This window comes from Bradyrhizobium nivariense (assembly GCF_029846695.2).
Taxonomy (GTDB): Bacteria; Pseudomonadota; Alphaproteobacteria; order Rhizobiales; family Xanthobacteraceae; genus Bradyrhizobium.
On record NZ_JARWCR020000100.1, the window covers coordinates 1 to 26,217 of the forward strand.

The 26,217-nt window shown below is 64.8% G+C and carries 25 protein-coding genes; 11 read left to right on the forward strand and 14 right to left on the reverse strand.

Features of this window, described 5'->3' with window-relative positions:
* The first annotated feature begins 305 nt into the window (after positions 1-305).
* A complete protein-coding gene (locus QCM77_RS42225) occupies positions 306-482 on the forward strand; it encodes a hypothetical protein (RefSeq protein ID WP_211398841.1) in 177 nt (58 codons plus the stop codon).
* Between the two features lie 381 nt (positions 483-863).
* Here QCM77_RS42225 and QCM77_RS42230 read toward each other — a convergent pair whose 3' ends face one another.
* The 6 genes from QCM77_RS42230 to QCM77_RS42255 form a co-directional block, all read right to left on the reverse strand.
* Complete coding sequence (locus QCM77_RS42230) at positions 864-1,070, reverse strand: YodC family protein (protein WP_279666738.1); 207 nt, start codon at positions 1,068-1,070, stop codon at positions 864-866.
* Between the two features lie 348 nt (positions 1,071-1,418).
* The gene (locus QCM77_RS42235) at positions 1,419-2,177 is read right to left on the reverse strand and encodes an HAD family hydrolase (protein ID WP_279666736.1); all 759 of its coding nucleotides are present in this window, start codon (positions 2,175-2,177) and stop codon (positions 1,419-1,421) included.
* On the reverse strand, positions 2,168-3,055 hold the full coding sequence (gene hemF, locus QCM77_RS42240) for an oxygen-dependent coproporphyrinogen oxidase (protein ID WP_462676361.1): 888 nt from the start codon (positions 3,053-3,055) through the stop codon (positions 2,168-2,170). The genes QCM77_RS42235 and hemF overlap by 10 nt, the downstream gene beginning before the upstream one ends.
* A gap of 40 nt (positions 3,056-3,095) precedes the next feature.
* Positions 3,096-3,461 carry a 6-pyruvoyl trahydropterin synthase family protein gene (locus tag QCM77_RS42245; RefSeq protein ID WP_279666749.1) on the reverse strand — a complete coding sequence of 122 codons (366 nt, stop codon included), beginning with the start codon at positions 3,459-3,461 and terminating at the stop codon, positions 3,096-3,098.
* Positions 3,462-3,478: 17 nt separating this feature from the next.
* Positions 3,479-4,111 (reverse strand): 7-carboxy-7-deazaguanine synthase, encoded by a 633-nt coding sequence (queE, locus tag QCM77_RS42250; RefSeq protein WP_279666734.1) that lies wholly within the window; start codon positions 4,109-4,111, stop codon positions 3,479-3,481.
* 16 nt (positions 4,112-4,127) lie between these two features.
* Positions 4,128-4,589, reverse strand: a complete 462-nt coding sequence (locus QCM77_RS42255; RefSeq protein WP_279666733.1) for a tRNA (cytidine(34)-2'-O)-methyltransferase — start codon at positions 4,587-4,589, stop codon at positions 4,128-4,130.
* Positions 4,590-4,868: 279 nt separating this feature from the next.
* Here QCM77_RS42255 and petA point away from each other — a divergent pair, with 279 nt between their 5' ends.
* From petA to QCM77_RS42280, 5 genes are all read left to right on the forward strand, one after another.
* A complete protein-coding gene (gene petA, locus QCM77_RS42260) occupies positions 4,869-5,399 on the forward strand; it encodes a ubiquinol-cytochrome c reductase iron-sulfur subunit (RefSeq protein WP_247340393.1) in 531 nt (176 codons plus the stop codon).
* A gap of 62 nt (positions 5,400-5,461) precedes the next feature.
* Positions 5,462-7,525: a cytochrome b/c1 gene (fbcH, locus tag QCM77_RS42265; RefSeq protein WP_279666732.1), complete on the forward strand. Its 2,064-nt coding sequence runs from the start codon at positions 5,462-5,464 to the stop codon at positions 7,523-7,525.
* 149 nt (positions 7,526-7,674) lie between these two features.
* Positions 7,675-8,349, forward strand: a complete 675-nt coding sequence (locus QCM77_RS42270) for a dienelactone hydrolase family protein (protein ID WP_279666731.1) — start codon at positions 7,675-7,677, stop codon at positions 8,347-8,349.
* A gap of 302 nt (positions 8,350-8,651) precedes the next feature.
* Entirely contained in the window at positions 8,652-10,817 is a 2,166-nt protein-coding gene (locus QCM77_RS42275; RefSeq protein ID WP_279666729.1) for an anthranilate synthase component I, read from the forward strand.
* A 9-nt stretch (positions 10,818-10,826) separates the two neighbouring features.
* Entirely contained in the window at positions 10,827-11,366 is a 540-nt protein-coding gene (locus QCM77_RS42280; RefSeq protein ID WP_247985305.1) for an adenine phosphoribosyltransferase, read from the forward strand.
* 39 nt (positions 11,367-11,405) lie between these two features.
* Here the strand turns inward: QCM77_RS42280 and QCM77_RS42285 are convergent, their stop codons facing one another.
* From QCM77_RS42285 to QCM77_RS42320, 8 genes are all read right to left on the reverse strand, one after another.
* Positions 11,406-12,074, reverse strand: a complete 669-nt coding sequence (locus tag QCM77_RS42285; RefSeq protein ID WP_279666727.1) for a hypothetical protein — start codon at positions 12,072-12,074, stop codon at positions 11,406-11,408.
* Positions 12,075-12,134: 60 nt separating this feature from the next.
* Positions 12,135-12,887: a P-loop NTPase family protein gene (locus QCM77_RS42290; protein WP_279666725.1), complete on the reverse strand. Its 753-nt coding sequence runs from the start codon at positions 12,885-12,887 to the stop codon at positions 12,135-12,137.
* 217 nt (positions 12,888-13,104) lie between these two features.
* Complete coding sequence (locus QCM77_RS42295; protein WP_279666723.1) at positions 13,105-14,322, reverse strand: M48 family metallopeptidase; 1,218 nt, start codon at positions 14,320-14,322, stop codon at positions 13,105-13,107.
* Positions 14,323-14,354: 32 nt separating this feature from the next.
* On the reverse strand, positions 14,355-14,915 hold the full coding sequence (locus QCM77_RS42300) for a LemA family protein (RefSeq protein ID WP_280096709.1): 561 nt from the start codon (positions 14,913-14,915) through the stop codon (positions 14,355-14,357).
* 138 nt (positions 14,916-15,053) lie between these two features.
* Positions 15,054-16,031 carry a small ribosomal subunit Rsm22 family protein gene (locus QCM77_RS42305; RefSeq protein ID WP_280096708.1) on the reverse strand — a complete coding sequence of 326 codons (978 nt, stop codon included), beginning with the start codon at positions 16,029-16,031 and terminating at the stop codon, positions 15,054-15,056.
* A gap of 134 nt (positions 16,032-16,165) precedes the next feature.
* Positions 16,166-19,630 carry a chromosome segregation protein SMC gene (gene smc, locus QCM77_RS42310; RefSeq protein WP_279666719.1) on the reverse strand — a complete coding sequence of 1,155 codons (3,465 nt, stop codon included), beginning with the start codon at positions 19,628-19,630 and terminating at the stop codon, positions 16,166-16,168.
* A 217-nt stretch (positions 19,631-19,847) separates the two neighbouring features.
* Positions 19,848-20,522 carry a DsbA family protein gene (locus QCM77_RS42315; protein ID WP_279666747.1) on the reverse strand — a complete coding sequence of 225 codons (675 nt, stop codon included), beginning with the start codon at positions 20,520-20,522 and terminating at the stop codon, positions 19,848-19,850.
* Positions 20,523-20,661: 139 nt separating this feature from the next.
* Positions 20,662-21,156, reverse strand: coding sequence for a DUF721 domain-containing protein (locus tag QCM77_RS42320; RefSeq protein ID WP_279666717.1), 495 nt, complete (start codon positions 21,154-21,156; stop codon positions 20,662-20,664).
* Positions 21,157-21,278: 122 nt separating this feature from the next.
* Here QCM77_RS42320 and mutY point away from each other — a divergent pair, with 122 nt between their 5' ends.
* The 5 genes from mutY to QCM77_RS42345 all read left to right on the forward strand — a co-directional run bounded on the left by mutY (position 21,279) and on the right by QCM77_RS42345 (position 26,168).
* Positions 21,279-22,400, forward strand: a complete 1,122-nt coding sequence (mutY, locus tag QCM77_RS42325; RefSeq protein WP_279666746.1) for an A/G-specific adenine glycosylase — start codon at positions 21,279-21,281, stop codon at positions 22,398-22,400.
* Positions 22,401-22,569: 169 nt separating this feature from the next.
* Positions 22,570-22,989: a PaaI family thioesterase gene (locus tag QCM77_RS42330; RefSeq protein ID WP_279666716.1), complete on the forward strand. Its 420-nt coding sequence runs from the start codon at positions 22,570-22,572 to the stop codon at positions 22,987-22,989.
* Between the two features lie 351 nt (positions 22,990-23,340).
* Positions 23,341-25,059 (forward strand): AMP-binding protein, encoded by a 1,719-nt coding sequence (locus QCM77_RS42335; protein WP_280096707.1) that lies wholly within the window; start codon positions 23,341-23,343, stop codon positions 25,057-25,059.
* Positions 25,008-25,337 carry a hypothetical protein gene (locus tag QCM77_RS42340; protein WP_280096706.1) on the forward strand — a complete coding sequence of 110 codons (330 nt, stop codon included), beginning with the start codon at positions 25,008-25,010 and terminating at the stop codon, positions 25,335-25,337. The genes QCM77_RS42335 and QCM77_RS42340 overlap by 52 nt, the downstream gene beginning before the upstream one ends.
* A 15-nt stretch (positions 25,338-25,352) precedes the next feature.
* Positions 25,353-26,168: an acyl carrier protein gene (locus QCM77_RS42345; RefSeq protein WP_511337228.1), complete on the forward strand. Its 816-nt coding sequence runs from the start codon at positions 25,353-25,355 to the stop codon at positions 26,166-26,168.
* Positions 26,169-26,217 lie beyond the last annotated feature (49 nt).

The window sequence follows — 26,217 nt, forward strand, 5'->3', positions numbered from 1 at the left end:
ATCATCGAGGCATTCCGGCAACAGCGTCGTCTGCTGGCGATCCGCCCCTTGAACGAAACCCCGCATCACTTCCCCCGCCGATTCAGCAAGGAATCATAGCATCGACGGGGTTTTCACACAGCCTGGGCCCTTAGCCGAAGAGCCGCCAGGCCATCGCGACGTCGCTTCTCAGGCATAGATCGGACATGAGAAGGCTCGTCCCGGATCGCCGCTTGTGAGCCGGAACGGTCCTCGTCAAGCGAACGGACCCGTTGCAGACGATCTGTACAACGCGTACCGTCGCCGACGTCGATGCAAGGAACCCAATGACTGATCGAGAAAAGATTCTAATTGCCCTTCGCGAAAAGCCTCTGAAGACTTTCGAAATCATGAAGCGCGTGAACATAAAGAATCAGGACGACTGCCAATCGCTCCTGTTGAAGATGCGTGACGACGGCGCCGTGAAGTTCGATATTCACAAGGGGAATTGGCGCGTTGCGTGACGACATTCGCTTGGTCACCAGCGGCTGGTGGAATTGCTTCCAGGTTCCTGTCAGCGGAGAGAACGACTGGCCGCCTTCGGGCGGTTTTTCTTTTGGCGGTAACTTCCGTTGGTCGCCGCCAAGTTCTAAGACGCCCCCTCGAAGCGCCTGAAGGCAGCTTGCGGCTCTTCTGCGATCCAGCGATGTCCGCTACCGCGCCGTTATCGGCGGATAAGCGGACATCACGCGTACCGGAGCAGAGCACTCCGATCTAACCTAAAGCGCGATGAGATGATGATGAATCATCATCGCGCTTTAGGTTGTTGTTTGAGCATGATCTTTTCGGAAAACCGCTTCGCACTTTTCCGGATCATGCTTTAGTTGACGCGGCCTTGGGCGCGCCTACTCCTCGTCTTCGTCGTCTTCATCCTCGTCTTCGTCGTCGAGCTCTTCCAGGTGCTCGAGCACCGCGAACGGAAGCGTCTCGCGAAACAGATCGCCTTCCGCGCCCATCCAAACACAGATCACGTCGTCGCCCTTCACGTCCGCGACGGTGAGCGGCTGCCCGCCGGATTTCAGCATGACGATATCGCCGGCTTTTAGTTCCATGGATGGTCCTCTTGGGTTGATTGACGGGAGAAGCTAGCAAACCGGCATGACACGCCGATCACGGGCCGCGGGCTCAGTGGATGTGTTGCGGTAGCGCGCATCCGCCGGCCGGACTGCTGAAACGCCGATCAGAGAGTTTTAAGCCGGAGCGGTCCCATGACGAGAGGCAATGGCGCCTGTTCGATGGATGGCGCAAGGGCTTTCCGTCCCGTGCGCCGCGACGATGACACCATGCGCCTGTTTTGCCCGACGGAGCAAATGATTTCGCTGGTCCGCAAGTCCTTGATTTTGCGGCTGCCGGCTACTGTGCATGGGGTTGTTTTCGATGTTTTTTTGTTCGTGCCCTGGTCAGGCCCGGTCCGGCACCAGTTCGCTCAGCGAGCGGATGATGCGGTCGGGCGTCACGGTCGAGCCTCCGGGCAGGCCGTCGCCGTGCACGTCGATCCAGATCGAATAGATGCCGAGGCGCTGCGGCGTCACGACTTCCCATTCCAGATTGTCGCCGATCATCCAGGTGTCTTTTGCAGTGACGCCGAGCGCGTCCATCGCGTGCAGATAGGCGCGCTCCTCGGGCTTGCCGAAACCGTGCTCGCCCTCGATCTGGATATGGTGGAAGCGGTGCGCCAGCTCGAAGCGCTCGACCTTGGCGCGCTGGGTGTCGGCGGCGCCGTTGGTCACCAGCGCGAGCTTGATGCCGAGCGCCTTCAATTGATCGATGGCGTCATGCGCGCCGGGGAAGACGAACATCTCCTCCTCGCGATAGGTGGTGAAGCGGTCGGCGAGGCGAATGGCGAGATCGTCGGGCAGGGCGCGGTGACCGGCGGCCGCGAGCGCGGCGAAGCCGCCCTTGACGGTGAGGTGACGGGCTTCGGCGAGCTTGAGCCGCCACGAGGCGTCCGCGTTGGCCCAGAAGTTTTTCGCGAAAGCGAGCACCGTAGTTGCGACCAGTTGCGGCGGCAGCGGCGCAAGCTCCTCGGCGAACTCGTTCGCGATCGTGTTCCAGGCGATCTCGGGCCGGCCATAGGCCGACAGGATGGTGTCGTCCATGTCGATCAGCATGGCGCGCGGCAGCGGCGTCATTGCGGGCTTCATCGTGGTCATGGCCATTTCACCTCCGGCGGCAGCGACGACAGGATCGAATCGACATTGCCGCCGGTCTTGAGCCCGAAGATGGTGCCGCGGTCGTAGAGCAGGTTGAACTCGACATAGCGGCCGCGCCGGACCAATTGCTCCTCGCGATCATCCGCGGTCCAGCTTGTCGCGAAATTGCGCCGCACGATGTCAGGGTAGATCTTCAGGAAGGCGCGGCCGACATCCCGGGTGAAGGCGAGGTCGGCGTCCCAGTCGCCGCTGTCGTGCCAGTCGTAGAAGATGCCGCCGATGCCGCGCGCCTCTTTGCGGTGCGGCAGGTGGAAATACTCGTCGCACCACTTTTTGTACTTGTCGTAATCGGCAATCCCATTCGGCTGCGCGCAGGCTTGCTTCATCGCGGCGTGGAAGGCGATGGCGTCGGCATCGTCCTGCGTGCGCCGGCGGTCGAGCACCGGCGTGAGATCAGCGCCGCCGCCGAACCAGGCTTTTGTGGTGACGACGAAGCGCGTGTTCATGTGCACCGCGGGCACGTGCGGATTGCGCAGATGCGCGATCAGCGAGATGCCGGAGGCCCAGAACTTCGGGTCTTCCGCCGCGCCCGGGATCTGCGCGCGAAACTCGGGCGCGAACTCGCCGTGCACGGTCGAGCAGTGCACGCCGACCTTCTCGAACAGCCGGCCTGACATCATCGACATCACGCCGCCGCCGCCGGCCGCGCCGGTATGATCGGTGCGGTGCCAGGGCGTGCGCTCGAAGCGGCCGGCCTCGCCCGGATAGAGGCTTTGGGGGGCGTCGTCCTCCAGCCGCTCGAAGCTCGCGCAGATGTCGTCGCGCAAGGCTTCGAACCAGGCGCGTGCGCGGGTCTTGCGGTCTTCGATCAAGCTCGGGTCCATCGTGGATGTCATTCTCTCAGCCCTGTCGTCAGCCCTGTCGTCAGTTTTGCGGACCGTAATAGGTGCAGCTCTCGTTGCAGCTGTCGCGGTGGATGCTGACGCGGGTGAGCTTGCCGATATGGGCCAGCCGTTCCCAGACGAAGCGCGAGAGGTTTTCCAGCGTCGGTGTGCCCAGCGCCTCGATCTTGTTGAGGTACTTGTGGTCCAGCGTGACGCGCACGTCCTCGATGGCGCGCTGGACGAGGCCGAGATCGACCACCATGCCGGTCGCAGGGTCCGGCGTGCCGCGCAGCGTCACCTCGGCGCGAAAGGAGTGGCCGTGGATCTCTTCGCTGGCCGCGCCAAACGTCGTTCCCGACAATGAGTGCGCGGCCTCGAAGCGGAACGATTTCGTCAATTCCCACATCTGTTCGAAAACCAATCCTATCTGATACCGAGCGACTTATGCGTCTGCACGCTGAGCCGCCATTGCGGATGATTCAGGCAATAGTCGATTGCGCGCGCGGTGTTTTGGGCGACCTCGGGCCCGTCCATCGGCTGCAGCGAGAAGCGCTCGAAGGCGAGATCCGCGAAGGCCTCCGGCGCGGCGAGCGCCTGCGGATAGACCAGCTTCAGCTCGTGGCCGCGCCGGATCACCAGATCGCTGCCGCCCTTCGGGCTGACGCAGATCCAGTCGAGTCCTTCCGGCGGGGCGATCGTGCCGTTGGTCTCGACCCCGATCTCGAAGCCGCGTGCATGAAGCGCCTCGACCAGCGCGGCATCGACCTGGAGCAGCGGCTCGCCGCCGGTGAGCACCACGTAACGGTTTTCGGTGGAGGCTGTCCATTGCGCGGCGATGGTGCCGGCGAGTTCCGCGGCCGAGGCGTAGCGCCCGCCGAGCGTGCCGTCGGTGCCGACGAAATCGGTGTCGCAGAATTTGCAGGTCGCGCCCGCGCGGTCGGCCTCGCGCCCGCTCCAGAGATTGCAGCCGGCAAAACGGCAAAATACCGACGCGCGCCCGGCATGGGCGCCTTCGCCTTGCAGGGTCAGGAAGATTTCCTTGACCGCGTAACTCAACCGTCTCTCCTCAATCCTATGGGCCCATGGGGTTCCGGAGCTGCCGTAGCGCTTCGCCTGCGGCCATCGCCGCAGTCATGGCGACATTGAGCGACCGCAGCCCCGGCGTGATCGGGATCACCAGCCGCGCGTCCGCAGCCTCGACCACCGCGTCGGTGACCCCGGCGCTCTCGCGCCCGAATAGCAGGATGTCCGCCGTCTGGTAACGGAAATCGCGATAGTCGGTCGCCCCTTTGGTGGTGAACAGCAGCAGCCGGGCGCCGCGGCCCGCGCGCCATTGCTCGAATTTCGACCAGGAGTCGTGGCGGGTGATGCTGACATGGTCGAGGTAGTCCATTCCCGCCCGGCGGAACAGGCGGTCGGAGACGGGGAAGCCGGCGGGTTCGATGATATGGGCTGATAGTCCCAGGCAGGCGCAGAGCCTGAGAATCGTGCCGGTGTTCTGGGCGATGTCGGGTTGGAAAAGCGCTATGTGCATGGCGGGACAGTGGGCTGGTGTGGATCGAAAATGTCTCAATAAAACATCGCTGGCCGCGGAATTCGTGCATTGCACGCTCCCGCGCCGATAGCGGGCTTGCGCTCGCCCGGCAAGGGTGCCAATAGAACGATTCTGGACTGCTGTTTTCGCCTTGTTTTGGTGGGGACACTTGAAGTTCTGCCGCCGCGGGGGGGCCGCGGGCGCCGGCAGGCTGTTCTGGGGACCTTGGGGGCCTCTGGAGCGGTTCCGCCGGCTGCATAAGAAGAAAGGGTTGGAATCGTGACGACAGCGTCTTCGGCGGACCATCCGACACGCCGTGATTTCTTATTCGTTGCAACGGGGGCAGCTGCAGCAGTAGGGGGCGCAGCCGCGCTCTGGCCCTTCGTCTCCCAAATGAATCCTGATGCGTCGACCATCGCCGCCGGTGCGCCGATCGAGGTCGATCTCAGTCCGGTCGCCGAGGGACAGGACATCAAGGTGTTCTGGCGCGGCAAGCCGATCTACATCAGCCACCGCACCAAGAAGCAGATCGACGAGGCGCGCGCCGTCAACGTGGCGAGCCTGCCCGATCCGCAGTCCGACGAAGCCCGGGTCAAGTCCGGCCACGACCAGTGGCTGGTCGTGATCGGCATCTGCACCCATCTCGGCTGCATCCCGATCGCCCATGAAGGCAATTACGACGGGTTCTTCTGCCCCTGCCATGGTTCGCAGTACGATTCGTCCGGCCGCATCCGTCAGGGGCCCGCGCCCGCGAACCTGCCGGTGCCGCCGTACCAGTTCGTTTCCGACACCAAAATCCAGATCGGCTGAGCTTCGGATCCTCGTCCGAAGCTTCGCGCCGTCTCGTCGTACTATTTCCTCAGGATCGCATCATGAGCGGACCATCCGACTACCAGCCGAGCAATCCGGCCCTGCAATGGATCGAGCGACGTCTGCCGATCATCGGTCTCGTCCATTCCTCCTTCGTGGTCTATCCCACCCCGCGCAACCTGAACTACTGGTGGACCTTCGGCGCCATCCTCTCCTTCATGCTGGGGATCCAGATCCTGACCGGCGTGATCCTGGCGATGCACTACACGCCGCATGCCGACCTCGCCTTCAAGTCGGTCGAGCTTCTGGTTCGCGATGTCAATTACGGCTGGCTGCTGCGCAACATGCATGCCGTCGGCGCCTCCATGTTCTTCTTCGCGGTCTACGTCCACATGCTGCGCGGCCTCTATTACGGCTCCTACAAGGAGCCGCGCGAGGTGCTGTGGATCCTCGGCGTCATCATCTACCTCCTGATGATGGCGACCGGCTTCATGGGCTACGTGCTGCCGTGGGGCCAGATGAGCTTCTGGGGCGCCACCGTCATCACCAACCTTTTCTCCGCTATTCCCTATGTCGGCGAGAGCATCGTGACGCTGCTGTGGGGCGGCTATTCGGTCGGTAACCCGACGCTGAACCGCTTCTTCTCGCTGCACTATCTGCTGCCGTTCCTGATCGCGGGCGTCGTCGTGCTCCACGTCTGGGCGCTGCACGTCGCCGGCCAGAACAACCCTGACGGCGTCGAGCCGAAGACGGAAAAGGACACGGTTCCGTTCACGCCGCACGCGACCATCAAGGACGGGTTCGGCGTTGCCTGCTTCCTGTTGCTCTACGCCTGGTTCATCTTCTACATGCCGAACTATCTCGGCGACGCCGACAACTACATCCCGGCGAATCCGGGCGTGACGCCGCCGCACATCGTGCCGGAATGGTATTACCTGCCGTTCTACGCGATCCTGCGCTCGATCCCGAACAAGCTCGCGGGCGTGATCGGGATGTTCTCGGCGATCATCATCCTGTGCTTCCTGCCCTGGCTCGACGCCGCCAGGACGAAGTCGTCGAAGTACCGTCCGCTGGCCAAGCAGTTCTTCTGGATCTTCGTCGCGGTCTGCATCCTGCTCGGCTATCTCGGCGCGCAGCCGCCGGAAGGCATCTATGTGATCGCCGGCCGGGTGCTGACATTCTGCTACTTCGCCTATTTCCTGATCGTGCTGCCGCTGCTCGCACGCATCGAGACGCCGCGGCCGGTGCCGAACTCGATCTCGGAGGCGATCCTCGCCAAGGGCGGCAAGGCCGTGGCCTCGGTCGCAGTCATGCTCGTCGCCGCCGGCGCTCTGTTCCTCGGCAGTCTGCAGGATGCCCGCGCCAACGAAGGCAGCGACAAGCCGCCGGGCAACAAATGGTCCTTCGCCGGTCCCTTCGGCAAGTACGATCGCGGCGCGTTGCAGCGCGGCCTGAAGGTCTACAAGGAAGTCTGCGCCAACTGTCACGGCCTGTCCTACGTCGCCTTCCGCAACCTCGCGGAAGCCGGTGGTCCCGGCTATTCGGTCGCGCAGGCCGCTGCCTTCGCGTCGGACTACAAGGTCAAGGACGGTCCGAATGACGCGGGTGACATGTTCGAGCGTGCCGGCCGCCCGGCAGACTATTTTCCCTCGCCATTCCCGAACGAGCAGGCGGCGCGTGCGGCGAACGGCGGCGCGGCGCCGCCGGATCTGTCGCTGATCACCAAGGCGCGTTCCTATGAGCGCGGCTTCCCGATGTTCATCGTCGACTTCTTCAGCCAGTATCAGGAACAGGGCCCGGACTACGTCTCGGCGGTGCTCCAGGGCTTCGAGGACAAGGCGCCGGAGGGGGTGACCATCCCGGAGGGCTCCTACTACAACAAGTACTTCCCGGGCCACGCCATCAAGATGCCGAAGCCGCTCAGCGACGGCCAGGTGACCTATGACGACGGCTCGCCCACCACGGTCGCGCAATATGCCAAGGACGTCACCACGTTCCTGATGTGGACCGCCGAACCGCACATGGAAGCGCGCAAGCGCATGGGCCTCCAGGTGTTCGTGTTCCTGATCATCTTCGCCGGCCTGATGTACTTCACCAAGAAGAAGGTCTGGGCCGCCTCCCACTGAGCGGTTCGAGGCGAGACGAGACATGAAGAAGCCCCCGCAAGGGGGCTTTTTTGTTGCACACGAGCGTGTGTTGTCTGGCGCGATTGCCTATCGTGCTCGCAGCGGCCAAAATACCGGCAACCGCTCCCCCAAACTCGTCGGAGGACACCATGGGAACCGCCATCACCTTCAAGCGCCCGGACGGCAAGGACGCATCGGGCTATCTCGCCAATGCCGCGCGCGGCAACGCGCCGGGCGTGGTGGTCATCCAGGAATGGTGGGGCCTGTCGGACCAGATCAGGGGCCTGTGCGACCGCTTCGCGCTGGCCGGTTTCGATGCGCTGGCGCCCGATCTCTACAAGGGCAAGGTGGTGCCCTATCACGACACCGACGCGGCCGGCAAAGAGATGAACTCGCTCGACTTCATGGACGCCACCACGCAGACCGTGCGCGGCGCCACGCAATATCTGTCGCGCAACGGCGCCAAGGTCGGGCTAACAGGCTTCTGCCTCGGTGGCGCCGTCACCATCATCGGCTCAGTGCATGTGCCGGAGCTCGCCGCCGGTGTCGTGTTCTACGGCATTCCGCCGGAGCAGGCGGCCAAGCCCGCCGACGTCAAGATCCCGCTCCAGGCCCATTTCGCCAACAAGGACGATTGGTGCACGCCCGAGCTGGTCAATGGTTTCGAAAAGGCCATGAAGGCCGCCGGCAAGTCGCTGGAGCTGTTCCGCTATGACGCCGAGCACGCCTTCGTCAACGAGCAGCGCCAGTCGGTGCACGACCGCGAAGCCGCCGAGCTCGCCTGGGGAAGGGCGACGGAGTTTTTCCGGAAGCATCTGGGGTAGTCGCCCGTAGCCCGGATGGAGCGCAGCGCAATCCGGGTTTGGTGTCACGATAGACAGCCCCGGATTGCGCTGCGCTCCATCCAGGCTACCGCGTTGGCCACCCTTGACGCCGTCCCCGCCCCATGGTGAGTATCCGCCCCATGAGCACCGCCGTCCGCCCAGCCCGTCTTTGGTGGCGCACCTCCTAAGAGGTGGCCGGTGCGATTTCTTTTCCCAAATCGTCGAAGGTCGCCCACGCAGTGCGGCGGCCTGATCGTTTGTCCTGTGTGGCGTTCCCTCGGCAAGTTTCGTAAGAGGACCACATGAACAGGACCGTCTTTGCCCTCCCGGCCAGAAGCGACTATGTGACCCGCTCAGGTCTCGCGATCACGCGCGTGGCGGAGCAGTTTACCGGTGGCGCCAACCGGCTCGACGATCTCATCAGCCTGCTCGACCGGCGCCGCGGCGTGGTGCTGTCCTCGGGCACGACCGTGCCCGGCCGCTACGAGAGTTTTGACCTCGGCTTCTCCGATCCGCCGCTCAAGCTCGAGACCGCTGGCTTCAATTTCAAGCTGGAGGCTTTGAACGAGCGCGGACAGGTGCTGATCGCCTTCCTCGCTGACGTGCTGCGCGAACCCTGCGTGGTGATCTCCGAGAAAACCGCCTCGCGCCTTGCCGGCCACATCATCCGCGGCGAAGCCCCGATCGACGAAGACCAGCGCACGCGGCGTGCCAGCGTGATGTCGCTGGTGCGCGATCTCGTCGCCGCCTTCTCCGCCAATGACGACGGGCTGCTCGGCCTGTTCGGCGCCTTCGCCTACGACCTCGTGTTCCAGATCGAGGACCTCGTGCAGAAGCGCGCGCGTGAGAGCGACCAGCGCGACATCGTGCTCTACGTCCCCGATCGCCTGCTGGCCTATGACCGCGCCACCGGCCGCGGCGTCGTACTCACTTACGATTTCGCCTGGAAGGGCAGATCCACCGCGGGCCTGCCGCACGAGACCGCCGAGAGCCCGTACCTCAAGACACCGCGCCAGGGTTTTGCCGATCACGCGCCCGGCGAATATCAGGCCACCGTCGAGACCGCGCGCGCGGCCTTTGCGCGTGGCGATTTGTTCGAGGCGGTGCCGGGGCAGCTCTTCGCCGAGCCCTGCGACCGCTCGCCGGCGGAAGTGTTCCAGCGGCTCTGCGTCATCAACCCCTCGCCCTACGGCGCGCTGATGAATCTTGGCGAGGGCGAGTTTCTCGTCTCGGCTTCGCCCGAAATGTTCGTGCGCTCGGACGGGCGCCGGGTCGAGACCTGCCCCATCTCGGGCACGATCGCGCGCGGGACTGATGCGATCGGCGATGCCGAACAGATCCGCCAGCTCCTGAACTCGGAGAAGGACGAGTTCGAGCTCAACATGTGCACCGACGTCGACCGCAACGACAAGGCGCGCGTCTGCGTCCCCGGCACGATCAAGGTGCTGGCGCGCCGGCAGATCGAGACCTATTCAAAGCTCTTCCACACCGTCGACCATGTTGAGGGCATGCTGCGTCCCGGCTTCGATGCGCTCGACGCCTTCCTCACCCACGCCTGGGCCGTCACGGTAACAGGCGCGCCAAAGCTCTGGGCGATGCAGTTCGTCGAGGATCACGAGCGCTCGCCGCGGCGCTGGTATGCCGGCGCGATCGGGGCGGTGAATTTCGACGGCAGCATCAACACCGGCCTCACCATTCGTACCATCCGGATGAAAGAGGGCCTCGCCGAGGTCCGCGTCGGCGCGACCTGCCTGTTCGACTCCGATCCCGCCGCGGAAGACCGTGAATGCCAGGTCAAAGCCGCAGCTCTGTTCCAGGCGCTGCGCGGTGATCCGCCAAAGCCGCTGTCAGCCTTCGCGCCCGATGCCACCGGTTCGGGCAAGCGGGTGCTGCTGATCGATCACGACGACAGTTTTGTGCACATGCTCGCCGACTATTTCCGTCAGGTCGGTGCCGATGTCACCGTGGTCCGCCATGTGCATGCGCTCGACATGCTCAAGCGGAAGAGGTGGGATTTGCTGGTGTTGTCGCCCGGGCCCGGCAGGCCTGAGGATTTCGGGATCAAGAAGACCATCGACGCGGCGCTGGAGAACAAGCTGCCGGTGTTCGGCGTCTGTCTCGGCGTCCAGGCGATCGGCGAATATTTCGGCGGCGAGCTCGGGCAGCTCACGCATCCCGCCCACGGCCGGCCCTCGCGGGTGCAGGTCCGCGGCGGGCGGTTGATGCGGAATCTGCCGAACGAGATCGTCATCGGCCGCTATCACTCGCTCTATGTCGAGCGCGACAGCATGCCGGAGGTTTTGTCCGTCACCGCCAGCACCGAGGACGGCGTGGCCATGGCGCTGGAGCACAAGACCCTGCCGGTCGCCGGCGTGCAATTCCATCCGGAATCGCTGATGTCGCTCAGTGGCGAGGTGGGCTTGAGAATTGTCGAGAACGCGTTCCGGCTGGATGCGCGTGTTGATTGAGAGGCAACAATGATCTTTGACCACGATCTGAAGGCGAGCGTCCGCACCATCCCGGACTACCCGAAACCCGGGATCATGTTCCGCGACATCACCACGCTGCTCGCGGATGCGCGCGCGTTCCGTCGCGCGGTCGACGAACTCGTCAATCCCTGGGCCGGTAACAAGATCGACAAGGTCGCCGGCATGGAGGCGCGCGGCTTCATCATCGGCGGCGCGGTGGCGCATCAGGTGTCCGCCGGCTTCGTGCCGATCCGGAAAAAAGGCAAGCTGCCGCACACCACCGTGCGCATCGCTTACTCGCTCGAATATGGCATCGACGAGATGGAGATGCATGTCGACGCCATCCAGCCCGGCGAGCGGGTGATCCTGGTCGACGACCTCATCGCCACCGGCGGCACCGCGGAGGGCGCGGTGAAGCTGCTGCGGCAGATCGGCGCCAATGTGGTCGCCGCCTGCTTCATCATCGACCTGCCCGAGCTCGGCGGCGCCGCCAAACTGCGCGCGATGGACGTGCCGGTGCGCACGCTGATGACGTTCGAGGGGCATTGAGCCAGGACGGCAAATAATATTGTCCGGGTAAATTATCGCCTAGGACCGTTGCAGGATCAGGCTGAGCTCGAGCTCGCGGAAGGCGAGGTAATTGCGCCGGGTCCACTGGTGCAGCTCGGTCGAGGCGTCCTTCTCCTGGCGCAGATAGCCGGTGAAGGAGAAGTTCAGCCGGTCGATGTAGGTCTTCAGGAAGCCGGGCAGGGCGGGCAGGCGGAACACCCGCCCGGCAGCCATCGCGGCCGGCAGCTCTCCGCGCACGATGTGCTCGTTGTCCACCGTGATCAGGTTGATCCGCGGGATCTGTTCGCGCAGCATCTCGTGGCCGCGGGCCGAGACGCGGTCGGTGTCGGCAACGAACAGGATCATCGGCGCGACGTGGCGGCGCGCGGCCTCTTTCAACAGGCCGATCTCGTCGGCCATCTTGAAGAACTCGTCAAAGGCGTGGAAGCCGAGGTCAATCACTTTGGCAAGCCCGTCATCGATGATGACGCGATCCATCAGCTGCATCTTGCCATAGGTGTCGATCACGTCGGCGGTCTCTGTGATCTTTGGCAGATAGTCGAGCAGCGACGGCTCCTTCAGGTTGACGTCGAAGGCCGCGACGTTGCCGTTCTTGAGCAGCAGGAATTCGCTCAAAAGCCGCGCCAGCAGGGTCTTGCCGACCTGCGGGCGGGGCGAGCAGATGATGTAGAGGGGCGTTGCGGGCATCGATGGCTATATCAGTCGAACTTGGCGACCAATCCAGCCGTATCCGCCCGGCTTGCGCAACTATTTTTCGCTGCTGCGAGTGGCGGGCTTGGAGCCGACGATGTCGGTCAGGCGGATTCGGTCGAACTCGCTCCAGACATTGGCGAGCCAGTGCCGGACATAACCGCGCAGCACGAAAGAATAGTTCGCGGCATCGTCGTTGATGCCCTTGTTGGCGACGAATTTCAGGAACGGGACGGAGGACACCTCGACCTGCTCATAGGCCATCTCGTTGAGCTTGGGGATGGTCAGCTCGGTCGCGTCCTTGATGCGGTGGAAGTAGGAATTGTAGGTCGCCTGGTCCCACTGGAAGAACTGGGTGTCGTTGATGAAGTTCTTCACCAGGAAATATTTCGCGCCGGTCATGAAGCCCGCAGTCTCGGCGATCTCGTCCAGCGAGGCGATCGAGGGGCCCAGGATGTGGAACACCGCGAAGGTGATCTGGCCGGCCTTGGCGGCGTCGAGGAAACCGATGTCGCGCAGCGAGGCGAGCGCCGGCGAGAGCAGGCCGGCGCGGACGTCGATCACGGTGACCGACGGGCTCGTCGCGTTGAGCGTATCGAAGATCTTCATCTGATCCGACGTCGTCGTCATGTCGACGATCTCGGTGATGTCAGGATGGAAGCGCTTCAGGGTTCCGCGCGGCGACTCCGTGTCGAAGGCGCGCGTCGGCACGTTGTTGGCGGAAAAATAATCGAGCAGGGTGCGCGACACCGTGGTCTTGCCGACCCCGCCCTTGTCCGCGCCCACCACAACCACTGCCGGCTTTGCCATTGCTGTCCCCTAACGCGCGCCCCCGATCGCGAGGTCGCAATCGGCCGGGCCCCAAATCGATGTCCCTAGGATGTCCCAGGAGGTCCCAAGTCTGCTGTTGGGCGCGAACATGGCAGAAACAAGGGAGAATTCAATTCCTCGGCGTGCAGTTACGGCAATTCCCGAGGTTTTTCCCAATCGCGACGAAGCCTGCCGCGCGTGGCGTCAAATCGCGCGCTCAATGGCGGCCCCAAGGACCCATGGGATTGCCTATCGGGTTGCTGCTTGCGGTTCCGGCGGGGCTGTGTGTCGGCACGGGCGGCGGACTGGCCGAGCCGCCTGCATCGTTCCAAGGTCCCTGGCGCAGCGGCGGTGGAGTGTCCTGCTGATCGACTTGCGTATCTGGCTCCTCGGCCTCGTCGGCGGGAGGCGGCAGCGGGCCGGGATCATGGCCGCCGGCGAACTTGACCAGCGCGTCGACCCGGGACTGCACCGAGGGGTGGGTCGCAAACAAATCGGCAAAACCCTCGCGCGGATTGTCGACACAGAGCTCCATCACCGCCGAGGTTGCGCCCGGCAGTTCGCCGCGGTTCTCGATCTTGCGCAGCGCCGAGATCATGGCGTCCGGGTTTTTCGTCAGCTCGACGGAGCCCGCGTCGGCGAGATATTCGCGCGAGCGCGACAGTGCGAGCTTCACCACCTGCGACAACAGCCAGGCCACCACGATCAGCACGACCGCGATGATGATAACGATGATCGCGCCGCCGCCGGAGCTCTTGCTGTCGCTCGACGACGAGGACGATCGTGACGATGAGGAGGAGCCCGACGACCACGAGCCGCCGGAACTCCAGCTGAAATTCGTGAACAGGCGGAAGAACAATTCGCCGAAGAAGCCGACCACGCCGGCGATGATGACGGCGACCACCATGAGCTGCACGTCGCCGTTCTTGATATGGGTCAGCTCGTGGCCCAGCACCGCCTCGATCTCCTTGTCGTTCAGCGCATTGAGGAGACCGGTGGTGACGGTGATCGAATATTGCCGCGGGTTGAGGCCGGTCGCGAACGCGTTCAGCGCCGGGCTCTCCATGATCTTCAGCTTCGGCATCGTGATGCCGCGCGAGATGCAGAGATTTTCGAGCAGATTGTAGAGCCGCGGCTGTTCCTGCCGGGTGACGTCGTGGCCGCCTGTTACGGCATCGATCATCGACTGGTGGAAGAAATAGGCGATCACGATCCAGGCCGCGGCCACGACGGTCGCAACCGGTGCGGCGACTTTCAGATCATAGAAGGCGCGTCTCAGATAATAGACGACGGTCTCGTCGCCGTTGATGACGACTTCGGCGATCAGCGCGCCGGCATAGACCAGCACATAGACCAGCGCGAACAGGCCGGCGAGCAGCAGCATCGAACGAAACTTGTTCGAGGCGATGTGCGTGTAGAGACCATACGCGGCCATGACGCGCTGCCCTGCCGGCCTATCGGCTCAACTCAGAACTTCACCTGTGGCGTGGCCTCGACCTCGGTGCGGCTGGCGCCGAGATCGAAGAAGTCCTTCCTGGTGAAGCCGAACATGCCGGCGAACAAGGCGGCGGGCATCTGCTGGATGCCGGTGTTGTATTCCTGGACTGCGCTGTTGAAGAAGCGGCGGCTGGCCGCGATCTTGTTCTCGAGGTCGGAGAGCTCGCTGGCGAGCTGCTGGAAATTGGCGTTGGCCTTGAGGTCCGGATAGGCCTCCGACAGCGCGATCAGCCGGCCGAGCGCGCCGGAGAGCTGGTTCTCGGCCGCGGACACCTGCGCCGGTCCCTGCGCCGACATCGCCGAATTGCGCGCCTTGATGACGTCGTCGAGCGTGCCGCGCTCATGCGAGGCATAGCCTTTCACCGTCTCGACCAGGTTCGGGATCAGGTCGTGGCGCTGCTTGAGCTGCACGTCGATGTCGGCAAAGGCCTGGCCGACGCGCTGGGCCAGCGCCACCAGACGGTTGTAGGCGCTGAAGGCGAACAGCACGAGGACGACGATGACGCCGAGAACGATCCAGCCGGTCGACATGGAGAACTCCTGATGGGGGAAGAAGGCGGACGCAGCCTAGCCCAAATTGGCGCACGGCGAGAGCCCGGCGCGGAGAGAAGGTAAGACTTGGTCGGATCGGGAACCATCCGAGTTCAAGGCAAAAAACGCGGGGGCAGGTTAACTTTCGGACATGACGGCATCCCCCCAGCGCCAGCGGCGGGCGCTTGCATAGGCGACCTTGTCGCGGCGGGGGATCCTGGCAAGTTCAACGCTTTGCTCAGTGCAGAGCTTTGCCGCGATCTCTGCCTTGCCGATATCCGGCGACGCCAGCACGCGTGCGGCGCGGGCGGCCGGCGGCGTACGGGTCAGCGCCACGTAGATGAAGCGCTCGTCCTCGAACGGCACCTCGGCGCCCTTGATTTGGCGGTGCGCCTGCGAGCGCGGCAGGCGCTGGGAGAAATGGCACCAGTCGGGCGCCGTCAGCGGACACGGCTTTTCGTGCGGGCAAGGCGCGGCGACATAGGCGCCCGCCGCGATCAGTTGCTGGCGCAAAGCGAGGATGCGCGCGTAGCCGGCGGGCGTGCCGGGCTCGATCACGACCAGCGCGTGGCGCGCTTTCGCCCACATCGTTTCCGCGAGCTTGCGTTGATCGCCCTCACTGAGCTCGCCGATAACATAGCTCGCAACGACGAGATCAGATTGCGAGACCTCGGCGAGGTTCGCAGCGGCATCGCCCGGCAGATAACGGCAATCCGCCAGACGCGTGCTGTCGCGCGCCAGTTCGAGCGCGAGACGGCTGAGCGTGGCGTTGGCGTCGAGCAGGGTGAAATCCTGCAGCGAGGAGAACGCCTCCGCGGCGGCCCAGCTCGCGGTGCCCGGACCTGCGCCGACGTCGAGCAGCGATTCAGGCGCGAAGTCCGGCGCAATCTCGCTTAGCGCATTGAGACTTGCCGCCACCGCCGCGTAGGTCGCCGGCATGCGCGCGAGCGCATAGGCGAGCGCATCGGCTTCCGACTTGATCGTGACGGAGCCGCCGCCTGCGCGATAGGTGGTCGAGATCTGCGACGATCGCCGTGCCGCATCGGTGCGGGAGAAGCCCTGGAGCTTGCCGTCAAGGGCCGCTTTCAGCTCGGCGGGGAGGGTGGGTGAGATCATGTTCCCATCGTCAGGCCCCGCGTAGGCGGGCATCCAGTATTCCGAGAGGGTAGCCGTTAACCGAGAAGTCACGGCGTACTGGATCATCCGCCTGCGCGGATGATGACGTCAATGGGTGCGTGACGCGCGCGGCCTCACGCCACGTTCTGGTCGAGAATGTCCACCGCCTCTTGCAGGTTCACCGACACCAGTTGCGAGACGCCGCGTTCGGCCATGGTGACGCCGAACAGGCGGTTCATCCGCGCCATCGTGATCGGGTTATGGGTGATGATGATGAAGCGCGTGTCGGTCGAGCTGGTCATCTCGTGCAGCAGGTTGCAATAGCGCTCGACGTTGTGGTCGTCGAGCGGCGCGTCGACTTCGTCCAGCACGCAGATCGGCGAGGGGTTGGTGAGGAACACCGCGAAGATCAGCGCCATCGCGGTCAGCGCCTGCTCACCGCCCGAGAGCAGCGACAACGTCTGCGGCTTCTTGCCCGGCGGCTTGGCGATGATCTCGAGACCTGCTTCCAGCGGATCGTCGCTCTCGATCAGATGCAGCGCGGCTTCGCCGCCACCAAACAGCTCGACGAACAGGCGCTTGAAGTGGCTGTTGACGACCTCGAACGAGGTCAGAAGCCGCTCGCGCGCCTCCTTGTTGAGGCTCTGGATGCCCTGGCGCAGCCGCTTGATGGCTTCGACGAGGTCGTCGCGCTCGGTGACCAGACCGTTGTGCTGGGTCTCGACCTCGCGCAGCTCTTCCTCGGCGCGCAGGTTGACCGCGCCCAGGCGCTCGCGATCGCGGCGCATTTTTTCGAGGTCTTCCTCGATGTCGTGCAGCGGCGGCAGCTCCGCGCCGGGCTCGATCTCGGCAAGGCCGGCAACGGCCTGCGGTTCGACTTCCAGCATGTCGCGGATCTCGCGCTCGATGTCCTCGAGCCGGCGTCGCGCGCCTTCCATGCGCTCCTCGGCGCGGGCGGTGGCCTCGCGGGAGCTCGACAGCGCCTCCAGCGTCAGCTTCGCGACGCGATCGGTTTCGGCCATCGCGGATTCCGCGCTGGCGAGCGCATCGGCGGCCATGCGGCGGTCGTTTTCGGCGTATTCGATCTCGGTGATCAGCGCGCTGCGCTTCTCCGCGAACACGGCCGGCGCGTTCTCGAGATCGCTGCGCTCGATCGAGACTTCGGTGATGCGGGTCTGGATGGTGTCGATGTGGGAGGCCGCGCTCTCCTTGCGGTTCTGCCACTCGGTGCGTTCGGCGAGGATCGCCTGCAGGCGGCGGTCGGCAAGCTCGGCCTCGCGCGCCAGCGCCTGCGCCTCGGCGCGGACCTGGGCGGCCATGCGGCGATGGCCTTCGATGTCGCTGCGGACGGCGGCAAGACGGGTTTCGGTGTCCTCGCTCGACGGCAGCTCGGAGATCCCGGCTTCGGCGTATTCGTAGGCGGCTTCGGCCTCGGCACGGTCGGCGGCGAGACGGCTGTGCGCTTCCGACAGCGTCGCCTTGCGCGCGGCGTGACGGTTGATCTCGCGCTCGGCGGTGGCATGGCGCTCGCGCGCGACGTTGAGCTCGCGCTGCGCGGCGCGCCAGGCTTCGCGGCTTGCACCTTCGGTGCTGGCGGCCATCTGCAGCTCGGCCTCGGCGTTCTCCAGCGCCTGACGTTTGATCTGGGCGTCGATGCGGGCCTGCTCCAGCTCGTTCTCGATGTCGACGAGGCGGGCGCGCTCGGCAAGCCGCCGCGCGGCGCCGGTCGGCGCGTGGGCCGCGGCGACAAAGCCGTCCCAGCGCCAGACGTCGCCTTCGGGCGAAACCAGCCGCTGGCCGGTCTTGAGCTGCGAGACCAGCTCGGCGCCGCGCTCGCGCGGAACCACGCCGATCTGCGCCAGGCGGCGGGCCAGCTCGGTCGGCGCCTGCACGTGGCTCGCGAGCGGCACGACGCCCTCGGGCAACTCCGGATCGCCGTCGGTGACGCCGGCATTGGTCCAGCGCATCGGCGCAGATGGATCGACCGGGGCGTCGAGATCGTCGCCGAGCGCTGCGCCGATCGCCTTTTCAAAACCCTTGTCGACGGTGATGCCGTCGATGATCGGCGGCCACAGATTCTTGGTCTCGCCGTTGACGATCTTGGAGATCGTGCGCGCCTCGGTATCGAGCCGCTGCACGCGCTTGTCGGCTTCGACGAGCGGCGAGCGCGAGGATTCCAGCGTCTGTCGCGCGGCGACGTGCGCGGCTTCACTGGCCTGAGCGGCGGCTTCCGAGGCCGCCAGCGTCTGCTCGGCGTTCTCGACCGTCGCGGTCAGCTCGTCGAGATCGCCGAAGCCGCCGGTCTCCTCAATGAGCTTCTGCTCCTCCGCCGCGACGTTCGAAATCTCCTGATCGAGCCGGGCGAGCTTGTCGCGGTGGGTTCGAACGTTGGCTTCGAGTTGATTGCGCTTGGCGGTGAGGTCGGCGAGCGCGGTGGTGAGCTCGGCGAACTGCTGCTCGGTTTCGGTCAGCACCGCCTCGGCTTCGGCGACACGCTCGTCGACGCCGGAGCGCTTCTCGACGCGCGACTTGATCTCTTCCTTCAGCTCGGAATCTTCGGCGTCGAGGCGCTGCAGCGCGACATCGGCGTCCATGGTCTGCTGCTGGGCGCGCGAGATGTCGCCTTCGAACTGCGCGAGGCGCCGCTCGAGCTCGGCGACGCGCTCCTTGGCGCGCTCTTCCTCGCGATCGAGCAGCTCGCGGGCGTTGGTCAGGCGCTGGAGCCCGGCTGCCGCGCGCGCCTCGGCATCGCGCAGCGCCGGCATTTCGGCGGCGCGGATCGCCTGGATGCGGGCGGCCTCGGCCTGGTGCTGGGTACGCTCGGCCATCTCGCGGACCGCGAGATCGTGGGTCTGGCCGGATTCGTTGACGTCGGCATGGGCGCCGATCCAGCGCAGATGGAACAGGGTTGCTTCGGCCTTGCGGACCTTGGCCGCAACTTCGCGATAGCGCACGGCCTGGCGGGCCTGCTTCTTCAGGCCCTCCATCTGGCCGGCGAGCTGGCCGATCACGTCCTCGACGCGGATGAGGTTGGTTTCGGCCGCCTTCAGCCGCAGCTCGGCTTCGTGACGGCGGGCATGCAGGCCGGCGACGCCGGCGGCGTCTTCCAGCACGCGGCGGCGCTGCTCGGGCTTGGCCTGAATGATCTCGCCGATCTTGCCCTGGTGGACGAGGGCCGGTGAGCGCGCGCCGGTGGCGGCGTCGGCGAACAGGATCTGCACGTCGCGGGCGCGCACGTCGCGGCCGTTGATGCGGTAGACCGAACCGGCCTCGCGCTCGATCCGGCGGGAAATTTCCAGAAGCTGACTGTCGTTCATCGCCGCCGGCGCGGTGCGATCGGCATTGTCGATCGTCATCGTCACTTCGGCGTGGTTGCGCGCCGGACGATTGCCGGAGCCGGCGAAGATCACCGCGTCCATGTCGGCGGCGCGCAGCGACTTATAGGAGGTCTCGCCCATCGCCCAGCGCAGCGCCTCGACCAGATTCGACTTGCCGCAGCCGTTCGGTCCGACCACGCCGGTCAGGCCGGGCTCGATGACGAAGTCGGTGGCCTCAACGAAGGACTTGAAGCCGTGAAGGCGCAGGCGGGTGATTTTCATAAGCACGCATCTCTGTTGGCAGGCGCGAATCCCCCTGCCGGGACAATACCATGGAAGGCAATGTCGCTATCCGGGCGAGTCGCGCGAGGCGCCTCATGCGGCTGGACAATGGCCGCGGTGCGCCGCAAGGGCAACCGGCGAAAGCCGCTTTTCCCAAGGGATTTATGCCGGGAAAGATACGGCTTTCGGTGCGCGAATCAGGATTGTGGCGTGCGAATCAGCTCTTGAGCAGCGGATTGATCTTCTTGGCGAATTCCTCGAACGAGGTCTCGCCTTTGATCTTCTCACCGTTGATGAAGAAGGTCGGCGTCGAATCGACCTTCAGAACGTCGCTGGCATATTTCTGGTCGGCGGCGATCTTGTCGAGCAGCGCCTGGTCCTTCAGGCACGCCTCGACCTGCTGCTGGGTGAGGCCGGCCTGCTTGCCGATCCGCGTCAAGGTCTCCGTGGTGTTCTTCACCACCCAGTCGTTCTGCTGGCGGAACAGCATGTCGGTGACCGCGAAGTATTTCGGCGCGTCGCCGTTGGCGATGCAGCGCGACAGCATCGAGCCGGCGGCGGCTTTGATGTCGAGCGGGAACTCGCGGAAGATGTAACGCACCTTGCCGGAGTCGATGTATTCCGACTTGATCTTGGGAAACACCTGCTCGTTGAAGGCCGCGCAGTGCGGGCAGGTCATCGAAGCGTATTCGGTGATGGTGACGGCGGCGTCCTTCGGGCCCAGCGCCATGTCGGGCAGCGACACCGGCTTGGCCACATCGCCAGCCGCCGCCTGCGCCATTGCTTCAGGGATCATGGCATCGCTGATGAACCGCAGCGGTGAGAGCCCGGCGACCGCGGCAACCCCGGTCAGCGACAGCATCGTGGTGAAGGCGCGGCGGGTGATGATCAAGGTCGGCTCCCGGATTGGCGTGGTCTCGCGCCCCAAGGATCTCAACAAGGTCCTCCGGGCGGCCTGTCGCTAGCTTGAAACGTCGTTTGAGGCAATGGCGAGCGGCAAGGACGGGTCCAGATTGGCAGCCGAATGAGGCTCAATTTCGCTTGATGGCGGCCCCGAGCCGGGCCAGCGCGGTCTTGAGCTGTTCATCTTCGATGTCGCCGAGGCTCTCCGCCACCTTGGCCACCGATTTGGCATCCGGCGGGCCGGGCCGGACCGGCCGCCGGGCGCGCGACAGGGGGGCTTGGCGGAAGGCGAGCTTGCCGACCGCGCTCCAGCCGAAGAAGCGGTTGACCCGCTCCAGGATCACGTCGGCGGAGTGCTGGATCTCCAGCGCCATCGGCCCCTCGACCCGCAGCACCAGTGTCGCCGGCTCCTGCGGCTGGCCCTCGACCGGCCGTGGCCACTGCATCTTCAGCGGCTCGGCATGGGCCGCGATCTCCGGCCCGGCAATCTGCGCCCACCGCGTCACAAGCTCGCGCGCGGCAAAGCCCTGCTTGGCATAGGCCTCGGCAAAGACGTCGTTGAGCAGGAGCGACAGCGGCTTGGCGCTGATGGGACCGGGTTTGATGGGGCGAAGCTTGGACATGGGACCTTATAGCACTCCGGGGCGCCGGCCACAGGCTCTTCGCCGCGAAGAAAGACGTGGATGCCCGCGACAAGCGCGGGCAGGACGTGGAGAGGTCGGTGCATTGCCGTTACAGTGAGAACATGAGCCCCAAATCCGCCCTCAAGGCGAAATCGGAACCAGTTCAGCCGGAGTTCTCGTCGCGCCCGCTCGCGCTGCTCCAATGGTACGGTCGCCACCGCCGCCGATTGCCTTGGCGCGCTGCGTCCGGCGTTGCATCCGACCCTTATCGCGTCTGGCTGTCGGAGATCATGCTCCAGCAAACCACGGTGAAGGCGGTCGGGCCCTATTTCGAAAAGTTCGTCGCGCGCTGGCCTGATGTCACGGCGCTGGGGCGGGCCTCGCAGGACGACGTGCTGCGGATGTGGGCCGGGCTCGGCTATTACTCGCGCGCGCGCAATCTCCATGCCTGCGCGGTCGCGGTGATGCGCGAGCATGGCGGCACCTTTCCCGACACCGAAGCGGGCCTGCGCGCGCTGCCGGGCATCGGGCCTTACACGGCGGCTGCGATCGCGGCGATTGCCTTCGACCGCCGCACCATGCCGGTCGACGGCAATATCGAGCGGGTGGTGTCGCGGCTCTTTGCAGTTGAAGAAGAGCTCCCGCAGGCAAAACCGCTGATCCAGCAATTGGCGGCGACGCTGCTTGCCGACTCTCGCGCGGGCGACGAGAAGTCTCGCGCAGGCGACAGTGCACAGGCGCTGATGGACCTCGGCTCTTCCATCTGCACGCCGAAGAAGCCGGCCTGCTCGCTATGCCCGCTGAACGATGATTGCACGGCGCGCGGGCAGAGCACCCAGGAGACCTTTCCACGCAAGGCGCCGAAGAAGACCGGCACGCTGCGGCGCGGTGCTGCCTTCGTCGTGACGCGCGGCGACGAGCTGCTCGTCCGCTCAAGGCCCGAAAAGGGCCTGCTCGGCGGCATGACGGAAGTGCCGGGCTCAGCCTGGCTTGCCGGTCAGGAGGATACGATCGCGAAGCAGCAGGCGCCGGAGCTGAAGGGGTTGTCGCGCTGGCAACGCAAGGTCGGCGTGGTCACCCACGTCTTCACGCATTTTCCGCTGGAGCTCGTGGTCTACACGGCCAAGACCGAGGCCCGCACGCGCGCACCCGCGGGCATGCGCTGGGCGCCGATCGCCACTCTCGCCGACGAAGCATTGCCCAATGTCATGCGTAAGGTGATTGCGCATGGATTGGACCCGTAAAGCGCGATGAGATGAGGATGAATCATCATCGCGCTTTAGGTTGTTGTTTGAGCATGATCTTTTCGGAAAACCGCTTCGCACTTTTCCGGATCATGCTTTAGCAGCCCATCCTGCTGACAACATGCTGGCAGCAGGCCTGCGTTAGCTGTGGCTGGCAACGGAGGTTCGCATGGTCAAGACGGCGCTCGACAATTTCAAAAGGCCACCCTGCGCCGAACTGCTCGGATGGCGCCTGCTCGATGCACGTCCCGGCGAAGGCTGGATCAAGCTCGCCTTCGACGGCAAGCCCGAATTCTGCAATCCGGCCGGCTTCATCCAGGGCGGCATGCTATCGGCCATGCTCGACGACACCATGGGCCCCGCCGTGCTCGTGATGAGCGAGGGCCGACTCTACACCACCACCATCAGCATGACCGTGAATTTCCTGGCGCCCGCAAAGCCCGGCCCGATCATCGCCGAGGCGAGGGTGATGCAACTCGGCAAGACCATTGCCTTCGTCGAGAGCAAGCTGATGACCGAAGACGGTACGGTGCTCGCGACGGCGACCGCGAGCGAGCGGCTGCTGGAAGCGGCGAGGGTGGTGCGGTGAGGCGGGTGCCTCTCTCCCGTCCCCCCTCATTCGAAATCGGCGCTTTGCGGGAATTTCGGAACAGACTCCGCAGCAAACTAGCAGGCGCAAGTTTTCACATGGGGCGCCCCTAACAGATCAGCCAGTCGCGCCCAAAGGTTGCGGGCCTGCGGTCGCTATTGCTCAAGCGAGGTACTCAGGATGGCGTAGCCTCCCGCCACCTGGCCCCGCTCGCTAGGTCGGCAGGATGATTTCCGCCCTCGAATAGGAATGATAGTCTTACCCCGAGGCCTCTGACGAGCTTGTCTCCCGCGCTATTCGAAGAGGGGTCAGCAGGGAGCGCTCACTTAGAGACAGCTTCCGGAGGAAGTGGTGATCTGTCCCGATACTCTGGGTGTGACACATTCGCAGCTGACCGCCTTCAGGCAATGGTGTGAGGCCCAGACGGGACAGGACCTTCCCGATCATGCTGCGATGGACCGCTTCTCGGTGGAGGACTTCCGCAGCTTCTGGCGTCTCTTGCTGGAGTGGTCCGATCTACCCCTGGAGGGTGCGGCTGAGCCGGTCTGCATTGGCGATGACTGCGAGACCGCCCGCTTCTTCCAGAATCTCCGTCTCAACTACGCTGAGTGCCTCCTCTCCGGCAGTCCCGTCCAGCCAGTTCTGACCGCCTGCCACGCTGACGGTAGCCGCGACCGCTTCACGAGAGGCGCACTGCGCGTCGCGGTTGATCGGCTAGCGAAGTCAATGCAGCGGCTCGGTGTGTGCCGTGGCGACCATGTCGTCGCGATCGCACGCAACAATGCTGAGGCGGTCATCGCCTGCCTGGCGACCGCCGCCATCGGCGCGACCTTCGCCAGCTGTGCACCGGACATGGGCGTACCTGCCATCCTCATGCGCTTCGCCGCCCTCAAGCCCATGGTGCTCTTCGGCTGCCTTCGAGCAGAGCCGTGGGATGCGGGAGTCCCCGTCGCCAAGCGTGTCCTTGAAACGGCAGTCGGCCTGCCGAGCCTCGCGGCGATCATTGCGCTGGACAATGGTTCGCTTCCTGGAGACGAGGGTACGACGCCTCTGCACAGGCTTGCCGATTTGCTCTGTGATGATGGTGACAACGACGGTCCCGGTTGGACTAGTCACCCGTTCAACCATCTGCTGTTCACGATGTTCTCGTCCGGCACCACGGGCGCGCCGAAATGCATCCGGCATAGTGCCGGCGGCACTCTGCTGGAACACGTGAAGGAGCACCGGTTGCACTGCGATCTCGGCCCGGGCGACAAGCTGTTCTTCCAGACCTCCTGTGGCTGGATGATGTGGAACTGGCAGCTCTCCGCGCTGGCCTCAGGCGTGGAGATTGTCCTCTACGATGGGCCGCTCGGGGGGCCAGACACGTTCTGGCGCATCGTCACGGAAGAGCGCGTGACCGTCTTCGGGACAAATCCTGCCTATCTGCACTTCTGCGAGGCAAAAGGCTTTTCTCCCGGCAGGGTGTTCGATTTATCCGCCCTGCGGGTGGTGCTCTCCACCGGTTCCATCCTGTATCCCCGTCAGTACGACTGGGTCAGCGCCCAAGTAAAGGCCGCGATGCCGCTGCAGTCGATCTCGGGTGGCACCGATATCATCGGCTGCTTTGTTCTCGGCAATCCGGACCTCCCCGTGCATCGCGGTGAAGTACAGTGCCGCAGCCTCGGGCTCGATGTTCGCGCGCTGCCACCGCCAGGCGATCCGGGGGCGCAGATAGGCGAGCTGGTATGCGCCAATCCTTTTCCCTCGCGCCCCCTTGGCTTTCACGGTGATCTCGACGGCACGCGCTTCCATGCCGCCTATTTCGCCCAGAACCCCGGCTTCTGGACTCATGGCGATCTGATCGAGGTCACGCCCCAGGGGGGTGGCGGTTGCATGGTCGTTCCGACGGCGTCCTTAATGTGCACGGTATCCGCATCGGCACCCAGGAGATCTACTGTATCCTCGATCACATCGAGGAGATCCTTGAGGCGATGGCGGTCGAGCAGCAAGCAGACGAGGAGCCGGGCGGCTCGCGCATGGTTCTCTTGCTCGTGCTGCGCACAGGCTTGGTGCTCGACGATAAGTTGACGAAGTTCATCCGCGCGGAGCTTGCGCGCTGCGGTTCGCCCGCTTTCGTCCCGGCACGTATCGCTCAGGTCGAGGCGCTTCCCGTCACCTTTAACGGCAAGCGGTCCGAAGCCGCGGCACGGGACGCAGTAAATGGCCGACCTGTACGGAACCGTGACGCCCTGCAAAATCCAGCATGCCTCGATGCCATCGCCAAGCATCCGGTTCTTCGGGCACCTGCGGCCGCCAGGGTATTCCGGGGGCCGGCGCCGGACGGTGCGGTGGTCACGAATGGTTAGCGACTGCGGCAGGACCTGCGGGATATCTGCGAGCGTGTGCTGGGTGTCGCGCCCATCAGCTGCTCCGATGATCTTCTTGGGCTTGGCGCGGATTCGCTGGCCTTGGTGAACCTGCTGCTCGAGATCGAGAGCTATGCTGGGCATCCCATGCCCCTTTCGGCCTTTCTGGCGGTGCGCTCGATCGAAGGCTTGGTCAAGGTCCTCTCCGGCGGCGCGGTGAGGAAAGCGCAGCAGCCTGATCGGTCGAACCTACGTCTTCGGGCCGTGGGTATCGAGGACCAGGAGCCGATCTGCCACTTCCTTGAGGAATTCAATACGGGCATCAAAGCGGCGACGTGGCGCCGGCTGTTCGATCATGACTGGTCCCGTCACGGACGCGGATTCATGCTCCTCGACGGCAACTCGGTCGTTGGTTTCCTCGGCACCGTTGTCGCCCGGCGGCACATGAACGGGAACGCAGCGCTCGTCTGCAACCTGTCCTCCTGGTTCGTACACGCGAAGTACCGGGGCTGGGGCATGGCTCTGCTCGACAAGGTGTTGGAAGACGAGAACCTCACCTACACGAGCTTCACCCCGCAGCCGGTTTCCAGGGCTGCCCTCTTGTCCCAACGCTTCACGCCGCTGGCGTCGCACCGGATCGCTATGCCGCCATTGCTGGAGGCGGAGACGCTGTTCGGACGGAACCGCCCAGTCATCAGCTTCGACCCCGCGGTGGTCCGCGAGAGGCTGACCGACCAACAACGACAGATATTCGATGTCAATCGGCGTTCGACTGGGACCCCCTATCGGCATCCAAAAGGGACCCCTTTGATCGGCGTGCTCTGCTGGTAGCGCTCGGGTCGTCGGAGCTGGTCGGGGTTGCGGAGACGGCGCGAGCGCG